General features: G+C 46.0%; 19 protein-coding genes and 1 riboswitch. Of the genes, 18 read left to right on the top strand and 1 reads right to left on the bottom strand.

What is annotated here, in order from left to right; genetic code table 11:
- Positions 1 to 551: 551 nt before the first annotated feature.
- The 9 genes from ACTRDR_RS10285 to ACTRDR_RS10245 all read left to right on the top strand — a co-directional run bounded on the left by ACTRDR_RS10285 (position 552) and on the right by ACTRDR_RS10245 (position 14,746).
- Positions 552 to 1,955, top strand: a complete 1,404-nt coding sequence (locus ACTRDR_RS10285) for an ABC transporter substrate-binding protein (protein ID WP_440527347.1) — start codon at positions 552 to 554, stop codon at positions 1,953 to 1,955.
- A 107-nt stretch (positions 1,956 to 2,062) separates the two neighbouring features.
- Complete coding sequence (locus tag ACTRDR_RS10280; RefSeq protein WP_118546498.1) at positions 2,063 to 2,905, top strand: carbohydrate ABC transporter permease; 843 nt, start codon at positions 2,063 to 2,065, stop codon at positions 2,903 to 2,905.
- On the top strand, positions 2,905 to 3,744 hold the full coding sequence (locus tag ACTRDR_RS10275) for a carbohydrate ABC transporter permease (RefSeq protein ID WP_176862553.1): 840 nt from the start codon (positions 2,905 to 2,907) through the stop codon (positions 3,742 to 3,744). The genes ACTRDR_RS10280 and ACTRDR_RS10275 overlap by 1 nt, the downstream gene beginning before the upstream one ends.
- 30 nt (positions 3,745 to 3,774) lie before the next feature.
- Complete coding sequence (gene malQ, locus ACTRDR_RS10270; protein ID WP_440527345.1) at positions 3,775 to 5,268, top strand: 4-alpha-glucanotransferase; 1,494 nt, start codon at positions 3,775 to 3,777, stop codon at positions 5,266 to 5,268.
- A gap of 29 nt (positions 5,269 to 5,297) precedes the next feature.
- Entirely contained in the window at positions 5,298 to 6,332 is a 1,035-nt protein-coding gene (locus tag ACTRDR_RS10265; protein WP_176862557.1) for a substrate-binding domain-containing protein, read from the top strand.
- Positions 6,333 to 6,374: 42 nt separating this feature from the next.
- On the top strand, positions 6,375 to 7,118 hold the full coding sequence (locus tag ACTRDR_RS10260) for an anaerobic ribonucleoside-triphosphate reductase activating protein (RefSeq protein WP_440527343.1): 744 nt from the start codon (positions 6,375 to 6,377) through the stop codon (positions 7,116 to 7,118).
- A 372-nt stretch (positions 7,119 to 7,490) separates the two neighbouring features.
- The gene (locus ACTRDR_RS10255) at positions 7,491 to 12,023 is read left to right on the top strand and encodes a LysM peptidoglycan-binding domain-containing protein (RefSeq protein ID WP_440527342.1); all 4,533 of its coding nucleotides are present in this window, start codon (positions 7,491 to 7,493) and stop codon (positions 12,021 to 12,023) included.
- Positions 12,024 to 12,449: 426 nt separating this feature from the next.
- Positions 12,450 to 13,367, top strand: coding sequence for a PdaC/SigV domain-containing protein (locus ACTRDR_RS10250; protein WP_440527340.1), 918 nt, complete (start codon positions 12,450 to 12,452; stop codon positions 13,365 to 13,367).
- A gap of 8 nt (positions 13,368 to 13,375) precedes the next feature.
- Positions 13,376 to 13,463, top strand: a riboswitch (Fluoride riboswitch).
- Between the two features lie 68 nt (positions 13,464 to 13,531).
- Positions 13,532 to 14,746, top strand: a complete 1,215-nt coding sequence (locus ACTRDR_RS10245; protein ID WP_440527339.1) for a cation:proton antiporter — start codon at positions 13,532 to 13,534, stop codon at positions 14,744 to 14,746.
- A gap of 184 nt (positions 14,747 to 14,930) precedes the next feature.
- On the opposite strand, the gene ACTRDR_RS10240 is transcribed toward ACTRDR_RS10245, so the two are convergent.
- A complete protein-coding gene (locus ACTRDR_RS10240; protein ID WP_440527337.1) occupies positions 14,931 to 17,366 on the bottom strand; it encodes a GH36-type glycosyl hydrolase domain-containing protein in 2,436 nt (811 codons plus the stop codon).
- A 491-nt stretch (positions 17,367 to 17,857) separates the two neighbouring features.
- Between ACTRDR_RS10240 and ACTRDR_RS10235 the strand changes: the two genes are divergently transcribed.
- The 9 genes from ACTRDR_RS10235 (at position 17,858) to ACTRDR_RS10195 (ending at position 24,694) form a co-directional block, all read left to right on the top strand.
- Positions 17,858 to 18,880 (top strand): LacI family DNA-binding transcriptional regulator, encoded by a 1,023-nt coding sequence (locus ACTRDR_RS10235; RefSeq protein ID WP_176862569.1) that lies wholly within the window; start codon positions 17,858 to 17,860, stop codon positions 18,878 to 18,880.
- A gap of 99 nt (positions 18,881 to 18,979) precedes the next feature.
- Complete coding sequence (locus tag ACTRDR_RS10230) at positions 18,980 to 20,383, top strand: carbohydrate ABC transporter substrate-binding protein (RefSeq protein ID WP_440527335.1); 1,404 nt, start codon at positions 18,980 to 18,982, stop codon at positions 20,381 to 20,383.
- A 249-nt stretch (positions 20,384 to 20,632) separates the two neighbouring features.
- A complete protein-coding gene (locus ACTRDR_RS10225) occupies positions 20,633 to 21,541 on the top strand; it encodes a carbohydrate ABC transporter permease (RefSeq protein WP_154496285.1) in 909 nt (302 codons plus the stop codon).
- 15 nt (positions 21,542 to 21,556) lie between these two features.
- Positions 21,557 to 22,423 (top strand): carbohydrate ABC transporter permease, encoded by an 867-nt coding sequence (locus ACTRDR_RS10220; protein ID WP_154496287.1) that lies wholly within the window; start codon positions 21,557 to 21,559, stop codon positions 22,421 to 22,423.
- A gap of 220 nt (positions 22,424 to 22,643) precedes the next feature.
- The gene (locus tag ACTRDR_RS10215) at positions 22,644 to 22,847 is read left to right on the top strand and encodes a type II toxin-antitoxin system Y4mF family antitoxin (RefSeq protein ID WP_176862575.1); all 204 of its coding nucleotides are present in this window, start codon (positions 22,644 to 22,646) and stop codon (positions 22,845 to 22,847) included.
- Between the two features lie 7 nt (positions 22,848 to 22,854).
- Entirely contained in the window at positions 22,855 to 23,184 is a 330-nt protein-coding gene (locus ACTRDR_RS10210) for a HipA N-terminal domain-containing protein (protein WP_440527332.1), read from the top strand.
- Positions 23,181 to 24,134: a HipA domain-containing protein gene (locus ACTRDR_RS10205; protein WP_440527330.1), complete on the top strand. Its 954-nt coding sequence runs from the start codon at positions 23,181 to 23,183 to the stop codon at positions 24,132 to 24,134. Before ACTRDR_RS10210 ends, ACTRDR_RS10205 begins: the two co-directional genes overlap by 4 nt.
- A 29-nt stretch (positions 24,135 to 24,163) precedes the next feature.
- Positions 24,164 to 24,325, top strand: coding sequence for a hypothetical protein (locus ACTRDR_RS10200; RefSeq protein ID WP_440527329.1), 162 nt, complete (start codon positions 24,164 to 24,166; stop codon positions 24,323 to 24,325).
- 129 nt (positions 24,326 to 24,454) lie between these two features.
- Positions 24,455 to 24,694: a cysteine-rich small domain-containing protein gene (locus tag ACTRDR_RS10195; protein ID WP_440527349.1), complete on the top strand. Its 240-nt coding sequence runs from the start codon at positions 24,455 to 24,457 to the stop codon at positions 24,692 to 24,694.
- Positions 24,695 to 24,757 lie beyond the last annotated feature (63 nt).

The raw sequence follows: 24,757 nt of genomic DNA, 5'->3' as shown, positions 1-24,757 counted from the left end.
CGTTCGCCGTGGGCGTTCGTGGGGTTTACGGCAACCCTACGTTACGAGCCATGCATTCAATTCATAAATGTGTCGCAAAGGACGCTCCACATTTATTGGCAGTTCTCCGCAATGAGCCACGCTATTCATAAGATTGCCAGCAAAAGGCGCTGCCAATCTTATTTCATATCGCGGCGTTCGCCGCATCACGGCATAAGTAAAGACAGCGATTTGTGCGCAAGCGCCCATCGCTGTCCTCACTATGCCTATGCGCGGCTCATTGCTCGCGTAAACTCTCAAGTTACAGAACAACTGAAATTATCCATAAACATTTATCAACACTTTATTCCGTTGTGAAAATGCACAAAAACAATGTTGCAGATTTGATGACAATATACAAACTTCCGATAAATTACAGGAAATCTCTTGCAACTGATTCGTGAATGTGCTATCTTCTAATTACAGCAACGGAAACGTTACCGGTAACAATACCGATACCGATTCCGAAACACTCACGGGAACATGAAAAAATTATGAAATGACCCGTACAAACATAAAGGAGAGGTAAGATTATGAAGAAGAAACTGGCAAGCGTATTACTTTGTGCAGTAATGGCAGCTTCTATGCTGACCGGTTGTGGAAACTCCGGTGATGCAGCAGCTACCACCCCTGCTACTGACAGCAAGACAGATGTAGCAACCACCGAAGCTGCCGACACGACAGCAGCTGCAGACGGATCTGTATACTACTTGAACTTCAAGCCTGAAGTTGATGAAGTATGGCAGAAACTGGCTAAGGAATATACCGAGGAGACCGGTGTTCCTGTAAAGGTTGTTACCGCAGCAAGCGGTACCTATGAGCAGACCCTGATGTCTGAGATCGCTAACAAGGAAGCACCTACCCTGTTCCAGATCAACGGACCTATCGGTTATCAGAACTGGAAAGACTACTGTGCAGACTTAAAGGATACAGACCTGTACAGCTGGTTAATGGATAAGAGCCTGGCAATCACCGGCGAAGACGGTGGTGTATACGGAATCCCTTACGTAGTAGAGGGTTACGGTATCATTTACAACGACGCTATCATGCAGAAGTACTTCGCACTGGATGGTGCTAAGGCAGCAAGCATGGATGAGATCAACAACTTCGCTAAGTTAAAAGAGGTTGTAGAAGATATGCAGGCTAAGAAAGATGAGCTGGGCATTGAAGGCGTATTCGCTTCCACATCCCTGACTCCCGGTGAAGACTGGAGATGGCAGACTCATCTGGCTAACATCCCTGTATACTATGAGTTCAAAGACAAGGGTATCACCGATACCGACAACCTGGAGTTCACTTACTCCGATAACTTCAAGAACATTTTCGATCTGTACATCAACAACTCCTGCACAGCACCCGGCCTGCTGGGAAGCAAGTCTGTAGACGACTCCATGGCTGAGTTCGCTCTGGGTCAGGCAGCAATGGTACAGAACGGTAACTGGGGTTGGAGCCAGATCAATGGCGTAGACGGTAACACTGTTAAAGCTGAGGATGTTAAGTTCCTTCCTATCTATACAGGAGTTGAAGGTGAAGAGAACCAGGGACTGTGCACCGGTACTGAGAACTTCTTCTGCATCAACAAGGAAGCTTCTGCTGAGGATCAGGCAGCATCTATCGCATTCGTTGAATGGCTGTTCTCTTCTGAGACCGGTAAGGCAGCAGTAACCAACGACCTTGGATTCATCGCTCCTTTCGATACCTTTAGCGATGACGAAAAGCCCACCGATCCTCTGGCACAGGAAGTTCTTCGTTACATGGCAGATAGCTCCAAGACATCTGTAGCATGGAACTTCACTTCCTTCCCCAGCCAGCAGTTCAAGGATGACTTCGGCGCAGCTCTTCTGGAGTACGCTTCCGGTTCCATCGACTGGGATGCTGTAAAGACAACCGTAGTTGAAAGATGGGCAGCTGAAAAGGCCGCAACCGCAGCTAACTAAGCTCCATCGACAAAAAGACAATAACTTAATCCATCTTATATAACTTCAGACACAGGGGGCGGTGGTGGTACCACGGCCCCTGTGTTTGTAAAAAAGGAGACAGGCTTATGCAAAAGACATTAAAAAGATATTTTCCCATTTTTGTACTGCCTACCCTGATCGCGTTTTCCTTTGCTTTTATCATACCGTTTGTCATGGGCGTATATCTGTCCTTTTGCAAATTTAAGACAATTACAAACGCGCAATTTGTAGGCTTAGATAATTACATTAAAATTTTTGCAGACAAAGATTTTGTCAACGCATTTGGATTTACTCTAAAATTCTCCGTAGTGTCCATTGTCACCATTAATGTGTTTGCCTTCATTCTGGCACTGGCATTGACGAGAAAGATCAAAGGAACCAACCTGTTCCGTACAGTATTTTTCATGCCGAACCTGATCGGCGGTATCATTTTGGGATATATCTGGCAGCAGATGATCAACGCAGTATTGTTAAAATACGAGACAACACTGGTGGCGAATCCGACCTATGGATTCTGGGGTCTGATCATTCTGATGAACTGGCAGATGATCGGTTATATGATGATCATTTATGTAGCCGGACTGCAGAATGTACCTACGGATCTGATCGAAGCAGCAGAGATTGATGGAGCTACTTCGTTACAGACATTATTCAAAGTGAAAATTCCGATGGTTATGCCATCTATTACCATATGTTTGTTCCTCACCGTGTCCAACAGCTTTAAGCTGTTCGACCAGAACCTTGCATTGACGGCTGGAGCACCCAGCAAAAAGACAGCTATGCTGGCTCTGGATATCTACAATACCTTCTATGGCAGAAGCGGATTTGAAGGTGTTGGTCAGGCCAAAGCAGTACTGTTCTTCATTGTAGTGGCAGTCATTGCCCTGGGACAGCTGGTACTTACCAGACGTAAGGAGGTAGAGCAATAATGACTAAGAAAAAAACTTCTAATGTAATCATTTTTTGTATCCTGTGTGTGCTGGTAGTTGCATTTTTGACACCTATTTTCTTCGTACTGATCAACTCCTTTAAGGGAAAACTGTTCATCAGTAACAATCCCTTCGCACTGCCTACCGCAGAGACTTTTGCAGGACTTACCAACTATGTGAATGGTATTGAAAAAACAGGTTTCTTCACAGCCTTTGGATGGTCTGCTTTTATCACGGTATTTTCCGTGGCAGCGATCATTCTGTTTACTTCCATGACCGCTTACTACCTGACCAGAGTAAAAACCGGTGTGACCAACATATTGTACTATATGTTTGTATTTTCCATGATCGTACCTTTCCAGATGGTTATGTTCACGATGTCTAAGCTGGCGAATATGACTCACTTAAACAACCCTCCCGGAATGGTGCTTCTGTACCTGGGCTTCGGATCCGGTCTGTCCGTATTTATGTTCTGCGGATTTATCAAATCTATTCCGTTAGACATCGAAGAGGCAGCCATGATCGACGGCTGTAACCCGTTGCAGACTTTCTTTGGCGTCGTAATGCCGATCCTGAAGCCGACAGCTATCACAGTAGCGATTCTGAACGCTATGTGGATCTGGAACGACTATTTGCTACCTTATCTGGTAATTGGTCTGAGTACCAACTACAAAACTATCCCGGTTGTGGTACAATACCTGGTAGGCTCTTATGGTGCAAAGGATCTGGGTGCAATGATGGCACTGTTGGTACTGTCGGTTATCCCTATTATCGTCTTCTATCTGACCTGTCAGAAGTACATCATCGAAGGCGTGGTAGCCGGCGCAGTTAAGGGTTAAACGAAAAAGTTACAACGGGAGATTTATGTTATGAGAAAAAGTGGAATCTTGCTGCCGGTGAGCAGTCTGCCTTCCAAATACGGAATCGGCTGCTTTTCCAAAGAAGCATACAAATTCATTGACAGATTAAAAGAAGCAGGTCAGGCATACTGGCAGATCCTGCCGTTAGGCCCGACCAGCTATGGAGATTCTCCGTACCAGTCCTTCTCCACCTTTGCAGGGAATCCTTATTTCATCGATCCTGAGGATCTGGTGGCGAGAGGCTATGTGACCGCAGAGCAGTGCAATGCTTACGATTTCGGTACCGACATTCATTCCGTGGATTACGGCAAAATCTACAAGAGCCGTTTCCGCCTGTTAAAAGAAGCGTTTGACAACAGTCATATCGAAGAGGATCCGGGATTTCAGGAGTTTGTACAGAAGAATGCGTACTGGCTGGAGGATTATGCATTATACATGGCAGTCAAGGACGGCTTCCGCGGTATCTGCTGGGCAGCCTGGGAGGATGATATCAAACTGAGAACTCCTGCGGCTATGGACAAATATCGCAGAAAATATGCGAAAGAGATCGCGTTTTACCAGTTCCAGCAGTATCTGTTCCAGGTACAGTGGGAGAAACTAAAGACCTATGCCAACGATAACGGCATCAAGATTATCGGGGATATTCCCATTTATGTGGCATTTGACAGCTCAGATGCCTGGGCAAATCCGGAGCTGTTCCAGTTTGACGAGAATTGTGAGCCGGTAGCAGTGGCGGGATGTCCTCCCGATGCATTTTCTGCCACCGGACAGCTGTGGGGCAATCCTCTGTATAACTGGGAACACCACAAAGAGACCGGTTATGCCTGGTGGATGCAGCGGCTGGCAGCTTGCTTTGAGCGCTATGATGTGGTACGTATTGATCATTTTCGTGGATTCGACGCTTATTATGCGATTCCTTACGGGGAACCCACTGCGGAGCACGGTCACTGGGAACAGGGCCCTGGATACGATATTTTCCGTACCATGAAGGAAAAATTGGGAGAAAAAGAAGTTATTGCAGAAGATCTTGGCTTTTTGACACCATCGGTGATAGAATTGGTAAAGAAATCCGGTTATCCAGGTATGAAAATTTTGCAGTTTGCTTTTGATTCCCGTGAGGAAAGTGATTATTTGCCGCATAATTATACACATAATTGCGTGGTATATACGGGAACTCATGATAATGATACTGTGATGGGGTGGTATGACACCTTGAAGGGAGCTGATAAAAAGCTCTGTGACGACTATCTGCGTCTGAAAAATGCGGACGGAGAGCCGATTCCCAGAGAGCAGATTCCCTGGGAATTCGTGCGTGCCGCAATGTCCAGCGTAGCGGATATGGCGATCATTCCCATGCAGGATTATCTCGGACTGGGATCGGAGGCCCGCATCAACATTCCTTCCACACTTGGCATCAACTGGATGTGGAGAATGGGGAACGGAGATTTTACAAAGGAGCTTGCAGGGCGGATCCGCAGCATGACGAAGCTGTACGGCAGATAAGTCTGTAGGCTTAGAAAGGGTTGCACTCCATGGAGGAAATCACGATCAGAGACATTGCCAGAATCTGCGGTGTCGGCGTCAGCACGGTATCCCGTGCCATAAATAATCACCCGGACATCAATCCTGAGACCAAGGAAACGATCATGCGGGTAATCAAAGAGAATAACTACGTACCCAACAACAGCGCAAGAAACCTGAAACGTCAGGATGCCAAGGCAATTGCAGTATTGGTCAAAGGTATTAACAACTCTTTCTTCAGCCAGATGATCAAGGTATTGGAAGAAGAGATCAAGGAAAAGTCCTACTCCATGGTTTTGCAGCATGTCGATTACGACGAGGACGAAGTGGAGGTGGCGCTGAAGCTGGTGAAGGAAAAAAGGCTTCGGGGCATTATCTTCCTTGGCGGTTATCTGGTCCACAGCGAGGAAAAACTGGCACAGCTTCATGTACCGTTTATCTTGAGCACTACCGGAATGTTACCAAAGGGATTCAGTCGTAATACCTATTCTTCCGTGACCGTGGATGATACCAAGGAAAGCTACAAGATGGTGGACTATCTGTGCAAGAACGGACATAAGGATATTGCAATCCTCTGTGCCCGCAAAACGGATGCTTCCATCGGTAAGCTGCGTCTGGAGGGCTATAAAAAGGCGTTGAAGGATAACGGAATAGAAGTAAGAGAAGAACTGATCCTGCCTATGAGGAGTGATTTGGAAGATTACTCCCTGGAGAATGGCTATATGGTGACGAAGGAATTCCTGGAGAAGCAGATTCCGTGCACGGCGATCTTCGCGATCTCCGATATGTTGGCAATCGGTGCAGGAAAAGCATTGTCTGATGCCGGATACAAGGTACCGGAAGATATTTCCCTGACAGGCTTTGATGGTGTGGAAATCGGGAAATATGTTATCCCATCCTTGACCACTTTAAAGCAGCCGGTAGACAGTATGGCAAGAGAGACCGCCCGGATTCTGTTTGACATTATCGGGAAAAAAGCGAAGCATCAGCACTGTGTATTCGACGGAGAACTGGTGGTACGGGATTCTGCCATGCCGAGGGCGTAAGAAAGAGTCATACAGTCCCTGTGGGGACGAAGGGAATACTGTATGGAAATACATGGTTTTAACAAGACAACTTTATTAGATTATCCGGAACATATTGCAGCCACTGTTTTTACAGGAGGCTGCAATTTTCGCTGTCCGTTCTGCCACAATGGGGAACTGGTACTGGATCCTGCGGGTCAGCCCTCCGTCGCGGAAGAGGAAGTGCTGTCCTACCTGAAGAAAAGGCAGGGAATCCTCCAGGGCGTCTGCGTCACCGGCGGAGAGCCGACTCTGCAGTGGGACCTTCGCAAGTTCCTGCAAAAGATCAAGGAGCTGGAGTATCCCATTAAGCTGGATACCAACGGGTATATGCCGGGAGTATTGTGGGAATTGTTACAGGAGCACCTGATCGATTATGTGGCGATGGATATTAAGGCTTCCAGAGATAATTATGCCCGGGCGGCGGGACTGCCACATATGGATATCTCTCGCATCGAGGAGAGTATCGGTATCCTGAAAAGCAGCGGAATTCCCTATGAATTCCGAACTACTGTGGTAAAGGGAATCCATACCGTGGGAGAATTTGAGGAGATCGGCAGATGGATCGAAGGGTGTCCTGCATACTACTTGCAGAGTTATCAGGAGAATGATAACTGCCTGTACCGGATGATACAGACAGCAGAAAGCAATGCTGTTAAGCCGGGCGGTGCGGAAGCGTTCGGTGCTTTCTCGCGGGAGGAACTGGAACAGATGGCGGAACTCGTCCGGAAATATGTGGGGAAAGTTGTGTTGCGGGGCGTGGAATAATAGAGAGATGGTTATAGGTTGCCTGAAAAGACAACCTATTTTAATGCTTTCTTATATAACTCTATATAACTTTTGCCAAGTCAAAGATACAGAATTTAATCCATTTCACATGAAAGCGTTTACTTTATAAAAATAGAAACAAAATAACAAAACTGTGCATTTTTGTGAAAATCAGAAAACTGCGCAAAAATAGTGACTAAAAATTGCTCAAAAATTCTATGAATAACTTCCAAAAATATCCAACATGTACAAAAAATAGTTTACTAATGTAAAGCGATAGTGATAATATATAGTGCATAGCGTTGTAAGCGGTTACAAAACAGCAAATGGAGGGGTTACCATTTGTGTATTGCACGCAAAGCAGATGGAGGTATGGAAATGTTGGGTAACAGACAGGGTAAAAAGAGAAAGCGCTGGTTAGCATTACTGCTGGCAGGTGCCATGATATTATCGGGAATGGGTACACCTTCCGTGGTAGTACAGGCAGAGGAGACTGACGCGGTTGCTGTGGAAGCGGAAGCAACCACAGTGTCCGGAAATGAGAATGCCGAAACGACAGAAATGCAGGCAGCGGATACACAAGACGATACACAGAGTGTGCCCGAAGAGGCACAGATCGCATTATTGTCGGAAGATGTTGCCGTAAGTGCACAGGATGCTGCCGGCGATGCAGAACAGTATGTACTAGATGCCGCGGATCTGGCACAGTTTACAAACGGAGCCAAGAAGGACGGAGAAGAGCAGAGCGCCGGGACCGATGATTATTTTACGATTTTATGGAGCTCAAAATCTAAGGTAGATGGCAGTAAGAAGAGCTTTGAAGATGGAACGGCATTCACCCAGAGAATCAATCTGGGAGGAAAACTGGATGTTACCAATAATAAAAACGGAGTAAGCTTCAAGACCACCGGAGCTGCAGAAGTTAAAGTGTACTGGGTGGAAGGCGGAGCCGACAACCGCCAGATGGCACTGCTTACCGGAAGCGGAACCGTGGTAGCGAAGACAGGAGAGACCCTGGCGAAAAATGCAACCTGCATTTCTGTATTGAAAGTAACAGAGGCTGGAACTTATTACCTGGGAGGTCTGGAGAATAATAACTACATTTTTAAAGTAATCGTAACAGAGACCACAGGCAGCACAGAGAAGCCTGCCCGCGCAGACTGGTCTACTGTAGAGAACCCTGAGATTATCAGCGCGGTACAGAATGCCGGTAAAGTGGATGTGACCGTAAAGACCAACATCGGTTACGACGGCGCGGACAAGATCGAAGTCGCTATGAGCGATGCAGAAGGAAGCGTTATCGGAACTGCGAAGCCTTCCAAGGAAGGCAATGAGGCAGTCGTAAGCTTTACCCCCGCAGCATCCGGAACTTATACTTTTACGGTAAAAGCAATCCGTGACGGAGAAGAGGACAAGGCGGGCAACAGCATGAACGCAGATTTCGTACTTCCACTGACCGCACCGAAGATCTCCAGCGCTACGAATGTAGGAAAAGGTGCCGTGGCACTGGAATGGAGCGAAGTAAAAGAAGCTGAGAAATACGTAGTGACTGTAGAAGGAACGGATAATAAAACAGAGAGTACCACTACCGCAGCAACCATAAGTGGTCTTACAGTGGGCAATATGTATACCATATCCGTAGTAGCAGTCAGAGGAGAGGACGTCTCCGGAAAAGGTACCACAGAGGTGACAGTAGTGGATGAGGCACAGAGAGTCTGGAGAGTATCCACATACGGTTCCAGTACGGATTCTAAGAATAATGGTGTTATCGGAAATGCAAATGACGGTAAGGTAACGGTATACAGTGAAGGTGGCAAAGGTAAGATTGTACCCGGATCTACGGATGGACTGACTTTCTATTATACGGCAATTGATCCTGAGACTGAGAACTTTACTTTGACAGCAGATATTCATGTAGACAGTTGGACGCTTTCCAATGGACAGGAAGGCTTCGGTATGATGGCTGCGGATGCAGTTGGTTCGAATGGTGATGGAACCGCATTCTGGAACAATGCTTATCAGGCGATTGCTACCAAGGTTGAGTATTACTGGGATGGCGAGGACGTAACTGCTGATAGTTCTGCAAACAAGATATCTATGAAACTTGGTCTGGGTGCGATTTCCAGACTTGGTGTAACAGCAGATGATGTTGCTGCAATTAAAAATGGAACCATTACGATGCCTGCAGGTTATGTCAGTGAGACCACAACACTGGAGACCGGTGCGGCAACTAAGGGTCCTGGCACTTATAATCTTGTGGGTAACTGGAATAAAAAAGCAGAGCCTACCGGAAGCTTGGAGAATCCGTTGACTGACTTCCGACTGCAGATTCAGAGAAACAACACAGGTTACTATCTGAGATATTTAGATAAGGATAACAAAGTAATCAAAGAAGTACGTTACTATGATCTGGAGAGAAATTCTTTGACCCAGATTGATAAAGACAATATTTATGTTGGATTCTTTGCTTCCAGAAATGCGAGAATTACTGTAAGCAATATTGATCTGAAGACGATTACCCCTGCGGATGATGAAAAAGCAGAGGAAAGAGAGATTGAATATGTATATCCGATCAATACGATAGAATCTCCTGTGTTCTCCAATTCTGCGGATTATAATCTGGTATACTATGGCAATGCTGACGGTACTCTGGTCGTGAAGGATCAGAACGGAAAAGAAGTCCTGAACAAGGAATTCAAAGCATTGACCAAGGAAACGGTAGCTCTGAAGTTGAACAGTGGCAAAAACACATTTACGATCAACTTTATCCCGGATAAGGAATACAAACCCGGCGAATTTAAGTTAATGACTTCCTATGATCCGGTGACTATTAACCACACTGTAGAATATAAGACAGTAGAGAACAACAATATTTATGTGAGTCCGAATGGTAAATCGAATGCAGCAGGCACCAGGGATGATCCTATGGATATCTACAACGCAGTGAAGATCGCGGCACCCGGACAGAAGATTCTGATCAAGGAAGGAACTTACGATCTGTCCAGTACTGTAAAAGTAGAACGTGGAATCAATGGTACTGCAGATGCTATGATCTATATGATCGCTGATCCTGAGGCGGACTCAAGACCTGTATTTGACTTTGGCGGAAAATGCGCAGGTATGATACTGGCAGGCGATTACTGGTATTTCCAGGGATTCGATGTGACCAGATCGGCAGATGCCCAGAAGGGTATTCAGGTATCCGGTAACCATAATATACTGGATCGGATCAAAGCATATAAAAATGGTAACACAGGTATACAGATCAGCCGTTATCTTGGCACTGATCAATTTAATCAGTGGCCAGCTCATAACACAATTTTGAACTGTAGTTCCTATCTGAATGCAGATAAGGGTTATGAGGATGCGGATGGATTCGCTGCAAAACTGACTGTAGGTCAGGGCAACGTATTCGACGGATGTATCGCAGCATACAATGCCGATGATGGATGGGATCTGTTCGCTAAAGTGCAGAGTGGTTCCATTGGAGTGGTAACGATTCAGAACTGTGTGGCATTCAAAAATGGCTATATTTTAGATGAGAATGGCAGAGAGATCAATGCCGGCAATGGTAATGGTTTCAAAATGGGTGGCGACAGTATGCCGGGAGCTCATGTACTGAAGAATTCTGTTGCTTTTGCCAATAAGGCAAAGGGTATTGACTCTAACAGCTGTCCTGATATTAAGGTATACAGTAGCACAACATTCGATAATGAAAGTTACAATGTAGCATTTTACACCAACACCGCTGTAAATACAGCATTTGCAGCAGACGGTATTTTATCCTACAAGGTGTCCAACAAGGTGGCTGAGCAGTTTAAACTGTTGGGAACACAGAATGCTGCAGATGTCAAAGGTGTTACGAATTACTATTTTGATGGCAGTAAGACTGTCAATAATAATGGTAAGGAGGCAGCTGCTTCCTGGTTCAAGAGTCTGGATACAGCATCTGCGCTGAAGGATGGTGGTATTACCAGAAATGCAGACGGTACCATCAATATGAATGGCTTCCTTGAATTGACCGATGAGGTACCGGAAGGTGTAGGTGCAAGAATGTCCGGAAGAACCTCCGGGGATATTACTGTAACACCCGATGAACCGAAGCAGGATGACAGTAAGCCTGAAAATAATAATAATAACAACAATAGCAATGATAATGGCTCTGGCAGTGCAGCCACTTCTTCCGCTCCGGAGACTGTGAACTGGAATGAAGTAAGCAGTTCTGTACAGGATAAGGTTACAGAAATCACACAGAACCCAGCGATTGCAACGGTTAACATGAACATGGTATGTACCGGTGAGGTACAGGTTCCGCAGAAGGTACTGAATACCATTAAGGGTACCAACGTAACGGTTGCATTCCATAGTGGAAATGGTATAGCGATGAGTATCAGTGGTCAGGATCTGAAAAATAAAGATCTGTCTAAGATTCAGAACATTGACCTGACAGTGGATCAGGCGAGCAATAATATTCCTGCAAATGTTGTAACTGCTAAGACATCCGCACCTACAAGACAACTGGCGATTAAGGACACCGGCAGCTTTGGCGTGAATGTGAATATTCATGTAAATGTAGGTAAGGAAAATGCAGGCAAGACTGCAAACATGTACCGCTACAATGCAGAAAAGGGTCGCCTGGAGTACTGTGGATCCTTTACCGTAACTTCTAATGGACAGTCCATGTTCGCGTTAAAGCGAGGTGGTAATTATCTGGTAACAGTAACGGAGCGCAGACCGTCCGAAAGCGTATGGTTTGCAGAAGATAATTACATAGTTAAGGCAGGAGATACACTTTCCAAGATCGCACAGAGGAATCATATGACCCTGACAGAGTTGCTTCGCAGAAACGCACAGATCACGAACCTGAATGTGATCAAGGTGGGTCAGAGAATGAATCTGAACTAAGACGTGGGCACAATAAAAAGAGAAAAAGTATAAGACGGGAAATTGAAAACGAAAATAAAAACGAATGGTTTGGGAGGACCATTCGTTTTTATTTTTCTGCTGACTTGATTTTTTAAATTCCAGTGTACAGGTAAATTCCACCGTGTCTTTAAAAGTTGCCTGAAATCGAATGATTTTAGAGAAAAAATAATGGATTTCTGTTATAATCATAGTAATTCGTGGCGAAATTCTCTGTTTTTCTGTATAGTAAACAAGCCACTGGAATGTAGTATGTCAGACTAAATTCCACTGTTCGAATATGATGCAGTTATGATGCAGAGACGGTATATATTGACGTTGGGAGGAAAATAGTGTCGCAGAATCAAATTTAAAATTTGATTTGCGATTCCTCCGACGGAAGGAATTGTCTACGGAAGGGAGATTAATATGAAGAAGAAATTATTGGCAGCATTACTTACAGGACTATTGTTTACATGCACTGCATGCGGAAGTCCGGAATCTCCGGTGATCTCGGAGGTGACCGGCACCCCGATTGAGAACGTGGAGGAAAGCGTGCAGGAAAATGCAGAGGCGGAGACTGCATCGCAGCAGGAGACGCAGACCGAGACTACTGCAACCGGTAAAGTGGAGATTACCACAGAGGATTTTGAAGGCAGCAGTGATCCGGAAAATGCGGAAAGAGAATACACCTATACCTATCAGGTGCCGACGATCACGATAGAAGGTAATGAAGAAGCGCAGAACAAGATCCAAAAGGATCTGAACGCGTATGTGGAAACTTTTTTGGATAGTATCAACAATAGTGATTTCGGTACAGTTTATGAGGGCGAGATGTCGGGAGTGACAAGCTATGAAGAGCTTTCATTTCAGGTGATCCGTGCAGATGACAAGGTGATCAGCGTGGTATGGGGCAATGAGGGATATGATCAGGGAGCGCATGGCTGGTACATACAGGATTACAGAAACTATTATACGCAGACAGGAGAAAAAATCACCTTTGACAGTCTCGGAAACAGCTTCCGTGACAAAGCACTGGAACTGGTGACGAAAAAAGCTGCCGAGATGCAGGCGACGGATGACTGCTTCTTCCCTGATTATGAGAAGAGTATTAAACTGGTAGTGTTAGATGGTACGGAAAATATGGATACTATCTATCAGGAAATCTATGGAGCGGACATTGCAGGTACCGGCAATGGACCGGCAAGCCCGACCTTCAGCATTACGGGAGATGGATTTGCCTTTGAATCCGGACAGTATGTACTGCAGCCGTATGCAGTGGGAATTGTTGATTTCGAGATTCCAGCAGAGGATTTCGGGGATGCGTTGACGGCGGATATTTTCTAGTATATAATAAAAACATCGGGAATGAGGTTCTCCCGGAAACTTAGGTTTCGAACCGCCGAAATAGGATTTTATTTGGCTGATGACTTCTGCAGAATATGCAGGAGACACCAGCCTTTTTGCTGGAATCCAAAACGTCCTGCTGCGAGAAAATGGAGGAAATTTTTATGCTTACATCACTGGGACTGATTTTTTTGCTGGGACTTCTTATGGCAGCAATCTGTCAGAAGATTCACCTGCCACGCATTATTGGAATGTTGTTTACCGGAATTATTCTGGGACCATATGTGCTGAACCTGTTGGATGTATCGATTCTGAATATTTCATCACAGCTGCGACAGATCGCGCTGATCATTATACTTCTCAAGGCCGGATTATCTCTGGATCTGAAGGATTTGAAAAAAGTAGGACGTTCCGCAGTCATGCTGTCCTGCGTTCCCGCTACTTGTGAATTGCTTGCTTTTGTAATATTTGCCCCCATGATCCTGAATATCAACAGAGTGGATGCGGCGGTCATGGGTGCGGTACTGGCAGCAGTGTCACCTGCTGTGGTGGTGCCACGGATGGTGCACCTCATGGAGAACGGCTATGGCACGGAGAAAAGTATTCCGCAGATGATCCTGGCAGGAGCTTCCTGCGATGACATTTATGTCATAGTACTGTTTTCCACCTTTGTCGGAATGGCGCAGGGCGGACATGTAAATGCACTGGATTTTGCAAATATTCCGGTGTCAATTCTGACCGGTGTGCTGTTTGGTGCGTTGGTGGGATGGCTGCTGGGACAGCTTTTTGAACTGTTATATCGGAAGGGCAGTTATGTGCGCAACAGCATGAAAGTCATTATTATTATGGGATTATCCTTCTTATTAATGGCACTGGAGACGATGTTAAAGGGAATGGTTGCCTTTTCCGGATTATTAGCAGTGGTGAGCATGGCCTGTGTACTGAAGATGTGGACACCTCAGGAAGTCGCAGGCAGGCTGTCTGCCAAGTTCGGCAAGCTGTGGCTGGCAGCGGAGGTGGTGCTGTTCGTGCTGGTAGGCGCTGCGGTGGACATCCGCTATACCATGGAAGCCGGTCTGGCAGCGGTAGGCATGATCCTGCTGGCATTGGTGTTCCGTTCTGTCGGTGTGGCATTGTGCCTGCTGGGAACGGAACTGGGTAAAAAGGAGCGCCTGTTTTGCATGATCGCTTATCTGCCGAAAGCTACCGTACAGGCAGCCATCGGTTCCGTGCCCCTGGCCATGGGATTGCCCTGCGGCAAGATCGTTCTGTCCGTGGCGGTGCTGGCGATCCTCATTACAGCGCCGCTTGGGGCATTGGGAATGGATGCCACATACCGCAAGCTGCTTCAGAAAAATGGAGAAGATACTATCATTTGACAGTCATTCGGTATGTGATCAAGTCCCACCGGGAATCTGCGAAAATATCTACAACATCGCACCATAAGGACGAGCAGGCCGTAAGCAGACGTTACAGCGCAAACTACGAATATCCAATGCAAAACCCCGACAGTTACAACAACTGCCGGGGTTTTAAGGAGGATAGAAATCGTTTTGAAAGGAATTAGCCCATCGTAATAACTACGTTGTACTCTTCCTTGCCCTTTTCGTAAGGGATGATGTGTCCATCAACAGCCTTGTCGTCAACGGTCATGGATACTACACCCTTCTCCACGTTCTGAGGGTTCTTCACCTGAATGTGATAGGTGCCCTCACGGAACTTACGGGTGATGGAGAAATCGCCGAAGCCCTTAGGAATACAAGGATCTACGGATAATCCCTGATGAGTAGGGTATACACCCAGGATGTACTGGGAGATATTTACGAAAGTCCATGCTGCGGTACCGGTCAGCCAGCTGTTTTTCGCTTCGCCGTGGAATTTTGCATCCTTACCGGCTACCATCTGAGAGTATACATAAGGCTCGGTACGATGAATTTCGCTGATATCCTCGATGTATGCGGGACAGGTCTTGCGGTAGATCTCGAAAGCTCTGTCACCTCTGCCAAGAACTGTCTCTGCGATGGATACCCAGGGATTGTTGTGGCAGAAGATACCGGCATTCTCCTTGTATCCGGGGGGATAAGAGGATACTTCACCAAGTTCGAGGTGATACTCTGTGTATGCAGGCTGTAAGATCATGACACCATACTTGGTATCCAGTCTTTCTTTTACGGAATTCAGTGCCTTCTCGGCCAGCCCTTCCTTTACACCGACACCGGCGAGTACACAGAAGCCCTGAGGCTCGATGTAGATCTGACCTTCGCGGCATTCCTTGGAACCTACCTTGTGACTGTAAGCATCGTAAGCACGAACGAACCAGTCGCCGTCCCAGCCATCCTTCAGGATCGCATCGTACATTGCCTGTACTTCCTTGCGTGCGCGGGCAGCTTCATCGGCATCGCCCATCAGCTCACACAGCTGAGCATATTCTTCACCGTATTTTACGAACATACCGGCAATGAATACGGATTCTGCCACAGGTCCTTCGCTGGGACCGAAGGTCTGGAAGGATTCTCCGGGATGAGCAGAGAAGCAGTTCAGGTTCAGACAGTCATTCCAGTCGGCGCGCCCGATCAGAGGCAGATTGTGAGGACCCTTGTGGTTGATGATATAGTCTAAGGAGCGTTTTAAGTGATCCATCAGAGGAGCAGCCACGCTCATATCGTTGTCAAAAGGAACCATCTGGGTCAGGATGGAGGTATCACCGGTCTCTCTTACGTAAGCACTGGTGCCTGCAATGAGCCACAGAGGATCATCGTTGAAGCCGCTGCCGATATCGGAGTTGCCCTTCTTGGTCAGAGGCTGGTACTGATGGTAAGCACTGCCGTCCTGGAACTGGGTGGAAGCGATATCGATGATACGCTCTCTTGCACGATCCGGGATCAGATGTACGAAGCCGAGCAGATCCTGGCAGGAATCACGGAAGCCCATACCACGACCGATTCCGGACTCATAATAAGAAGCGGAACGGGACATGTTGAAGGTTACCATGCACTGATACTGGTTCCAGGTGTTGACCATACGGTTTACTTTTTCGTCAGCAGAATCTACCGTGTAACGGGCAAGTAACTGTTTCCAGTAAGCCTGCAGCGCTGCGAAAGCTTCTTCTACCTGGGCGTCGGTCTGGTATTTTGCCAGCATTTCTTTCGCGCGGGTCTTGTTGATCACGCCATAGGACTCCCACTTCTCGTCTTCGGGATTCTCGATATAACCCAGTACGAAAATGAAAGTCTTGCTCTCGCCGGCTGCCAGATCTACATTGATCTGATGAGAAGCAATGGGAGACCAGCCACTTGCCATGGAATTCGTGCACTTGCCGTTCTCAATCGCTTCGGGAGAATCCGCACCTCTGTATGCACCCAGAAAAGCATCTCTGCTGGTATCGAAACCGTCAATCTTCGTGTTTACAGAATAGATTGCGTAATGATTACGGCGTTCGCGGTACTCGGTCTTGTGGTAAATAGTGGAATCCTGTACCTCCACCTCGCCGGTACTTAAGTTACGCTGGAAGTTCTTCATATCATCGTCAGCATTCCACAGGCACCATTCTACATAAGAGAATACGGACAGCTTCTTGTCCTCGGAGCTTCCGTTGGTCAGAGTCAGCTGGGAGATCTCACAGTTATCATTCAGAGGAACGAAGGAGAGCACGGAAGCCTTAACACCGTTCTTGGAAGAGGTGAAACGGCTGTAACCGATACCGTGACGGCACTCGTAAGAATCCAGCTCAGTCTTCGTAGGCTGCCAGCCGGGATTCCATACGGTATCTCCATCCTTAATATACAGATATTTGCCGTTGATGTCTGCCGGTACATTGTTGTAACGATAACGGGTCAGACGCAGCAGCTTTGCATCCTTATAGAAGGTATAACCGCCGCAGGTGTTGGATATCAGACTGAAAAACTCGTTGCAGCCCAGGTAGTTGATCCAGGGAAGCGGAGTCTTGGGAGTAGTGATGACATATTCCTGATGCACATCATCAAAATGACCATACTTCATAAGAAAATCTCCTTCTTTCATGTTGTTGTATGTTGAGTGTTTGTTTTTTCGTTGCGGATTGCTTAATGTTCAGCAAACGATTAAGTAATCCGAAATTCTGATTTGTATTATACAGAAGCAATGCTGAAAATGCAATACGAATCTTGAAAAAGCCTGCAAAATGCGCAATATATACAAATACGCAAGAAAAACATGGACAGAAGATACAAAACAAAACGGACTCCGAAAAAAAGGATTTACGAAACGAAATAATAGCAAACGTTATCGCATACTTTGCCATTATATAGAAGAAATACAATTGCTGTACAAGCCAAATGTACAAAAACTCCTATTTGAAATTGTTGATTATAGACAAAGTGGATACTTTTTAGAAAAAAACTGCAAAAAAGTATTGCAAAATGCTCAAAGGTGGTATATATTAAAACTACGAAAACGATTAAGTTACAAAACAGGTCGGATGAAATGACGAAGACATGGAACAGGAGAACGCTATGGCATCATTGAAAGACATTTCCAAGATTTGTGGAGTCTCCGTTGCAACTGTCAGTAAGGCACTGAACGACCACAAGGACATTGGAGAAGAAACCAAAGCAAATATCAGACGGGTAGCCAAGGAGATGGGATATTCCCCGAACCTTTCCGCCAGAGCATTGAAGACGAACAGAACCTACGGAATCGGAGTCCTCTTCGTAGATGAAGCACAAAGCGGCCTGACTCATGATTACTTTTCCAGTGTACTGGACAGCTTCAAGAGGACAGCAGAGAAGAGCGGTTACGACATTACATTTATTAACAGCTGCAAGAACCGTCCGGATCGGATGTCCTACCTGGAACACAGCAGGTACAGAGGCTTTGATGGAGTGGTACTCGCTTGTATCGATTTTGCAGATCCCGAAGTCATCGAATTAGTACAGAGTTCCATCCCGGTGGTCACCATTGACTATTTGTTTAATAATCGTATCGCGATCATGTCGGACAATGTGACAGGTATGAAAGAACTGCTGGAATACATATATAGTAGAGGACATAGGAAAATTGCCTATATCCACGGCGCAATGTCAGCAGTTACCTCGGGGCGGTTATCCAGCTTCTACCGGACGGCAGAACGGCTGGGATTACAGATTCCCGATGAGTACATCAGAGAAGCAGCTTACAGAGATACTGCCACGACCTATCGTGTGACTAACGAATTACTGGATCTTCCGGATCCACCGACATGTATCATTTATCCGGATGACTTTGCTTCTTTCGGAGGCATCAATGCTATCAGGGAGAGGGGGTTACAGATTCCCGAAGATATCTCGGTGGCAGGATATGATGGGATTCAGTCCGCAAGACAGCTGGAGCCCAGGCTGACCACAGTCCAGCAGGATACCGAACAGATCGGTTGCCTGGCAGCCAGAGAACTGATCAGCCTCATAGAGAGACCTAAGACCACCATTATCGAACAGGTCATAGTACCCGGTAAGGTAGTGGAAGGCAAGTCGGTAGCACAGATTCCGACAGACAAATAATCAGGCATTTATATGGAAGCGCCGCAACCGCAACCATATGAAGATAAATGCAACAAGCACTTACAACAAACATTCAACAAAAAATGGGAGGAAACAAACATGAAGAAAAAAGTACTTAGTGCTTTACTTACAACCGCTATGCTTGCTAGCATGCTGGTAGGCTGTGGCAGCAGCAACGATGCTCCTGCAGCAGCTTCTAGCGAGGCAGCACCCGCAGCATCCACCGAAGCAGCAGCTTCTACCGAGGTAGCTGAGCCTGCAGCTGAGGAAGGAAAAGTCCTCAACATCTATGCTTGGAACGAAGAGTTCAAGAGCCGTCTGATCGCTCACTATCCCGGATATGAAGAGGTTGACGGTACCACCGGTAAGATCGGTGATGTAACTGTTAAGTGGAACATTACCCCCAGTAATGACAACGCTTACCAGAACAATCTGGATGCCAACCTGTTAAAGCAGGCTGACGCAGCAACTGATGACAAGATCGATATGTTCCTGATCGAGGCTGACTACGCTCTGAAATACGTAGATACCGATTACACCATGCCTATCGCTGATCTGGGTATCACCGATGCAGATCTGGCTAATCAGTATCAGTACACCAAGGATATCGTTACAGATTCCAAGGGCGTTCTGAAGGGCGTTTCATGGCAGGGCTGCCCCGGTGTCCTGATTTACAGCCGTGACGTAGCTAAGGAAGTACTTGGATCTGATGATCCTGCAGAGGTTCAGAAGGCAGTAGTTGACTGGGATACCTTTACCGCAACCGCTGAGACTATGAAGAAAGCCGGTTACTTCATGACTTCTTCTGCTAACGATACCTATCGTGTATACTCCAACAACGTATCCGGTAAGTGGGTACAGGATGGCAAGATCGTAGTAGATGACAACATCATGAAGTGGGTTGAGGACTCCAAGAAGATGGTTGATGCTAAGGAAACCAATACTTACGATCTGTGGTCTGATGACTGGAGCAAAGGCTTCTATCCCGATGGTAAGGTATTCTGCTACTTTGGACCCGCTTGGTTCGTAGACTTCTCTATGGCAGCAGATACTGACGGATCTATCGCTAACGCCGGTAAGTGGGGCGCTACCGAAGGACCTCAGGGCTTCTTCTGGGGCGGTACTTGGGTATGTGCAGCACAGGGCACTGACAATGCGAGCCTTGTTAAGGACATCATCCTGAAGATGACCACCGATACCGATATCATGACCGACATCGTTAAAGATGATAATGATTTCGTAAACAACGTACCTGCAATGGAAGCTATGGCAGCAGATACCTCTTACTCCAGCAAAGTACTGGGCGGTCAGAACCCTCTGGCTATGTACTGCGCAGGTGCTGAGAAGATCGATCTGAGCAATCTGTCCGCTTACGATCAGGGATGTAACGAGAGCTTCCAGAATGCTATGAAGAACTACTTCGAAGGCAAGACTGATCTGGATGGTGCGCTGGATCTGTTCTACAAAGCAGTAGAAGAGAAGTATCCTGAGCTTACTCACTAATCTGAATTAGATAAGCAGTTGGCTGAAAATAAGTAATTGAGAGCCGTACCTGCCTGGTTGGTCAGGTGGGTACGGTTTTTCTCTCAAAAAAATGGAAAAAGCAAGAAAAATAAGAAAAAGAGAAGGCTGGCAGAAGCTTTTTTATAAGTAAAAAATGCAAGTAAGAGATCTGCTGCGAGCCTTATCGGAAATTATGGCACGACAATCTATGCAGAAGGTATGCATGGCAACTAAAGGGAGGAATGATTTATGGCAAAGGTAAAACGCGGAAAGGTGGTAAGCTACAATAAATGGGGTTATATTTTCCTGATTCCTTTCATTGTAGTATATCTGATATTCCAGTTAGTTCCACTTTTCAGAACATTCTATTACAGCTTTTTTGAGAACTATCGTTCCGGACTGACACAGATCGGTCCCAACTTTGTCGGATTACAGAACTTTATTACAATTTTCAAAAATCCGGATATCTGGATTTATACCGAGAACACGTTGATCATGTGGATCATGGGATTTATTCCGCAGATTATTGTATCTCTGGTACTGGGCGCATGGTTCTCGGATCCCAGCCTCAGATTAAAAGGACAGAGATTTTTTAAGACAGTGATCTATCTGCCGAACCTGATCATGGCAGCAGCATTTGCAATGTTGTTCTTCACATTGTTCTCTGAGGGCGGACCGATCAATGAGATCCTGATGCAGCTTGGATGGATCAGCGAACCCTATAAGTTCCTCTCCAACGAATGGAGTACCAGATCCCTGGTAGCATTTATGAACTTCCTGATGTGGTTCGGTAATACCACCATCCTTCTGATGGCTGGTATGATGGGTATTGATACATCCCTTTTCGAGGCAGCAGAAGTAGACGGTGCCACTTCTACACAGGTATTCTTTAAGATTACATTACCTCTGCTTCGACCGATTCTGATCTACGTAATGATCACATCCCTGATCGGTGGCTTACAGATGTTCGATGTACCTCAGATCCTGACCAATGGTACCGGTGATCCTATGAGATCTACCATGACCCTGATCATGTATCTGAACAAGCATCTGTTCAGTAAGAACTATGGTATGGGCGGTGCACTCTCCGTGATCCTGTTTATTATCACAGGTCTCCTGAGTCTCGTTGTATTCAAGTTCTCCAACAAGAAAGATTGATAGGGGGTGGCAGACATGTTAAGTATCGAAACAAACGAAACAAAAAAAGGTATGGGCATCCATGCCAGAAGAATTCTTGCATATGTAGTATTGATACTGGTAAGCTTCCTGTGTCTGTTCTGGTTCTATGTGCTGTTTGTAAACGCAACCAGATCCCACGGAGAACTGACCAAAGGTTTTACCCCGATTCCCAGCACGTACCTGTTGAAAAACTGGCAGGGAGTTATGGCAGGAACATTACCCATCGTAAGAGGCATGTTCAACAGCTTGTTCGTAGCATTGTGCAGCGCAGCACTCTGTACCTACTTCTCCACCATGACCGCTTATGCAATTCATGTATATGACTTTAAGATCAAAAAGTTTATGTTCACTTTCATCATGGCAGTCATGACGATTCCTACACAGGTTACCGCACTTGGTTTCCTGCAGTTAGTATCAGACATGAAACTGGAAGATAACTTTATTCCTTTGATCGTTCCTGCAATCGCGGCTCCGGTTACTTTCTTCTATATGAAGCAGTACATGGAGAGCGCATTGCCCCTGTCGCTGGTAGAGGCAGCGAGAATCGACGGTTCCGGTGAGTTCCGTACTTTCAATACTATCGTGCTTCCTCTGATGAAGCCCGCCATCGCGGTACAGGCGATCTTCACATTTGTAAGCAGCTGGAACAATTACTTCACACCGGCACTGATCCTGCATAACGATAAGATGAAGACATTGCCTATCCTGATCGCTCAGTTGCGTTCCGCAGACTTCCTGAAGTTCGATATGGGTCAGGTGTATGTAACGATTGCATTCTCCATCTTCCCCGTTATCGTAGTGTACCTGATCCTTTCCAAGTTCATTGTCCAGGGCGTGGCAATGGGAAGTGTCAAGGGTTAATATTTCGCCAGCAACATTCAATACATAAATCTCTCCTGAAAAGCGGCACCCTTCCCCGGAGTGGCGCTTTTCGCTTGCAAAAAAATAAATTACACCCGATGAGGTATAATTTAAAAAAGAAATGGATAAAATATACCTTATCGGGTATAAAAATAACGAAAGAACTTGAAAATATACCCGAACGGGTATATAATTGGTGATAATTAGGATGGATATTATAATGAATAAGATTGCAGAATTTATAAAAGAAAATAGAAAAGCAGCCGGACTGACACAGGAAGATTTTGCAATGCGTTCGGGATTGGGACTTCGCTTTGTCAGAGATCTGGAACAGGGGAAAGAGACCGTGCGGATGGATAAAGTAAATATCGCATTGGCGATGTTCGACATGGAAGCTGTGCCGGGCAGAAAGGAAAGAGGGTAAGAATATTATGGAGATATTCAGAAGTGTTCAGGTATATATCCGGAATGCGTATGCCGGAGAACTTTCCGAGACAGATGAAGGCTATCTTTTTTCCTATGATGAAGAATACAGAAAAAGAGAAGATGCCAGTGCGGTATCTCTTACAATGCCGATCCGACAGGAACCATACCAGTCGAAAACATTGTTTTCTTTTTTTGACGGTCTGATTCCGGAGGGATGGCTTCTGGGCGTGGTAAGCAGAAACTGGAAGATTGATGTGAAAGATCGTTTTGGACTGTTGGCGGTAGCCTGCCGGGACGCGATCGGCAATGTCAGTATAAGGGAGAAGAAGGAATGAATTGTCTGTGCTGCTGGAAAAAACTGCAGACGGTAGAAGATGAGAAGCGGGGATGGCATAAAAGCTGTGTCAGACATTTTTTCGGAAGCGACAGGATACCGGAGCTGGATCTGGATGAAGAAAAATTGAAAGAACTGGCAAATGAAACGGTAAACCGTGGATATACAGTTCCCGGAGTACAGCGGAAAATGTCATTGCAACTGTTCTCGGATAAGAAGAAAACGAGGCTGACTTTGGTAAACTATCCGACGGGATATATTTTGAAACCGCAGGTTCCGGAATTCAGAGCGTTGCCGGAGGCGGAACAACTGGTAATGTGCATGGCAGATGCGTCCGGGATTGTTACGGTACCACATGCGCTGTTGCAGCTAAAGGATGGATTTGCTTATATCACGAAAAGGATTGACAGAGTGTTTCAAAAGGACAGTGTCAGGATGCTGGCAATGGAAGATTTCTGCCAGTTAGATCTGAGACTGACCGAGGACAAGTACAGAGGCTCTTATGAAAGATGTGAAAAGATCGTAGAACGATATTCAACAAGGGTGGGACTGGACAGAACAGAACTGTTTTTACGAATCGTGTTTTCATTCCTGATTGGAAATTCCGATATGCATTTGAAAAATTTTTCCCTGTTGGAGACGCAGGAGGGAAGCGGAGAGTATGCGCTTTCACCAGCGTATGATATGCTTCCGGTGAATCTGATCATGCCTGAGGATGAAGAGGAACTTGCGTTAACTCTCAATGGGAAGAAAATGAACCTTAGAAAAAAGGATTTCTATATTTTTGCGGGAAAATGCGGTATAGCACATAATTCTGCAGAAAAGATGATAGGAAAACTGGTATCCATGAAAGAAGTTTATCAAAAAATGAACAGGGAATCTATGCTGCCGGAAGAGATAAAAGAACAGTTTGAGAAGTTGATAGAAGAACGATGCAATATTTTGGCATAATTGTATCGGAAGAGAAAGAGGGAACAATCATGCAGATGTATGAGGTGACGGCGCTGGCGCCGGAGGGATCTGAGGAGGCCTATCGGGCGATGGTGTTCGCAGAAGACGAGGATGACGCTCTGAACCAGCTGGAGGAACAGCTGAAAGAGCAGGGCATTGCCCATGGAATGTGCATGGCGGAAGAAGTGTAGTGTGAAGTGTGAAAAGAACTTCTAATCACTCAGAGCAAAGGCTCTTTCGTGAAGAAGTTCTATGTTTCATACACAAGTTTGCGCTATGGCGCAAACCTTGCAGGTTATGGAAGGATGTGGGTATTGAAAATGGAAAATTCTTATCGCTTTTTTGAGAATAAAGATTGTAAATATTTCCCCTGCCACAAGGGCCTTACGGAGTTTAACTGCCTGTTCTGTTACTGCCCCATGTACCGCATGGAGCACTGCCCGGGGAATCCCCGGTATTTTGAGAAAAACGGCAGACGGATCAAGGATTGCTCGGGCTGCACCTTCCCGCACGATCCGGAGCACTATGATACGATCATGCAGATCCTGCGGGAGACGTAACACATTTTTCTAAAATACAAAAGCCGATAGTCTGTTTTCGCAGATTACCGGCTTTTTTATGCG

The sequence above is a fragment of the Simiaoa sp. genome, assembly GCF_051972595.1.
GTDB classification, from domain to species: Bacteria; Bacillota; Clostridia; order Lachnospirales; family Lachnospiraceae; genus Acetatifactor; species Acetatifactor hominis.
Note: the sequence above shows the minus strand (reverse complement) of the source record. Positions and strands in the feature narration are given on the sequence as shown.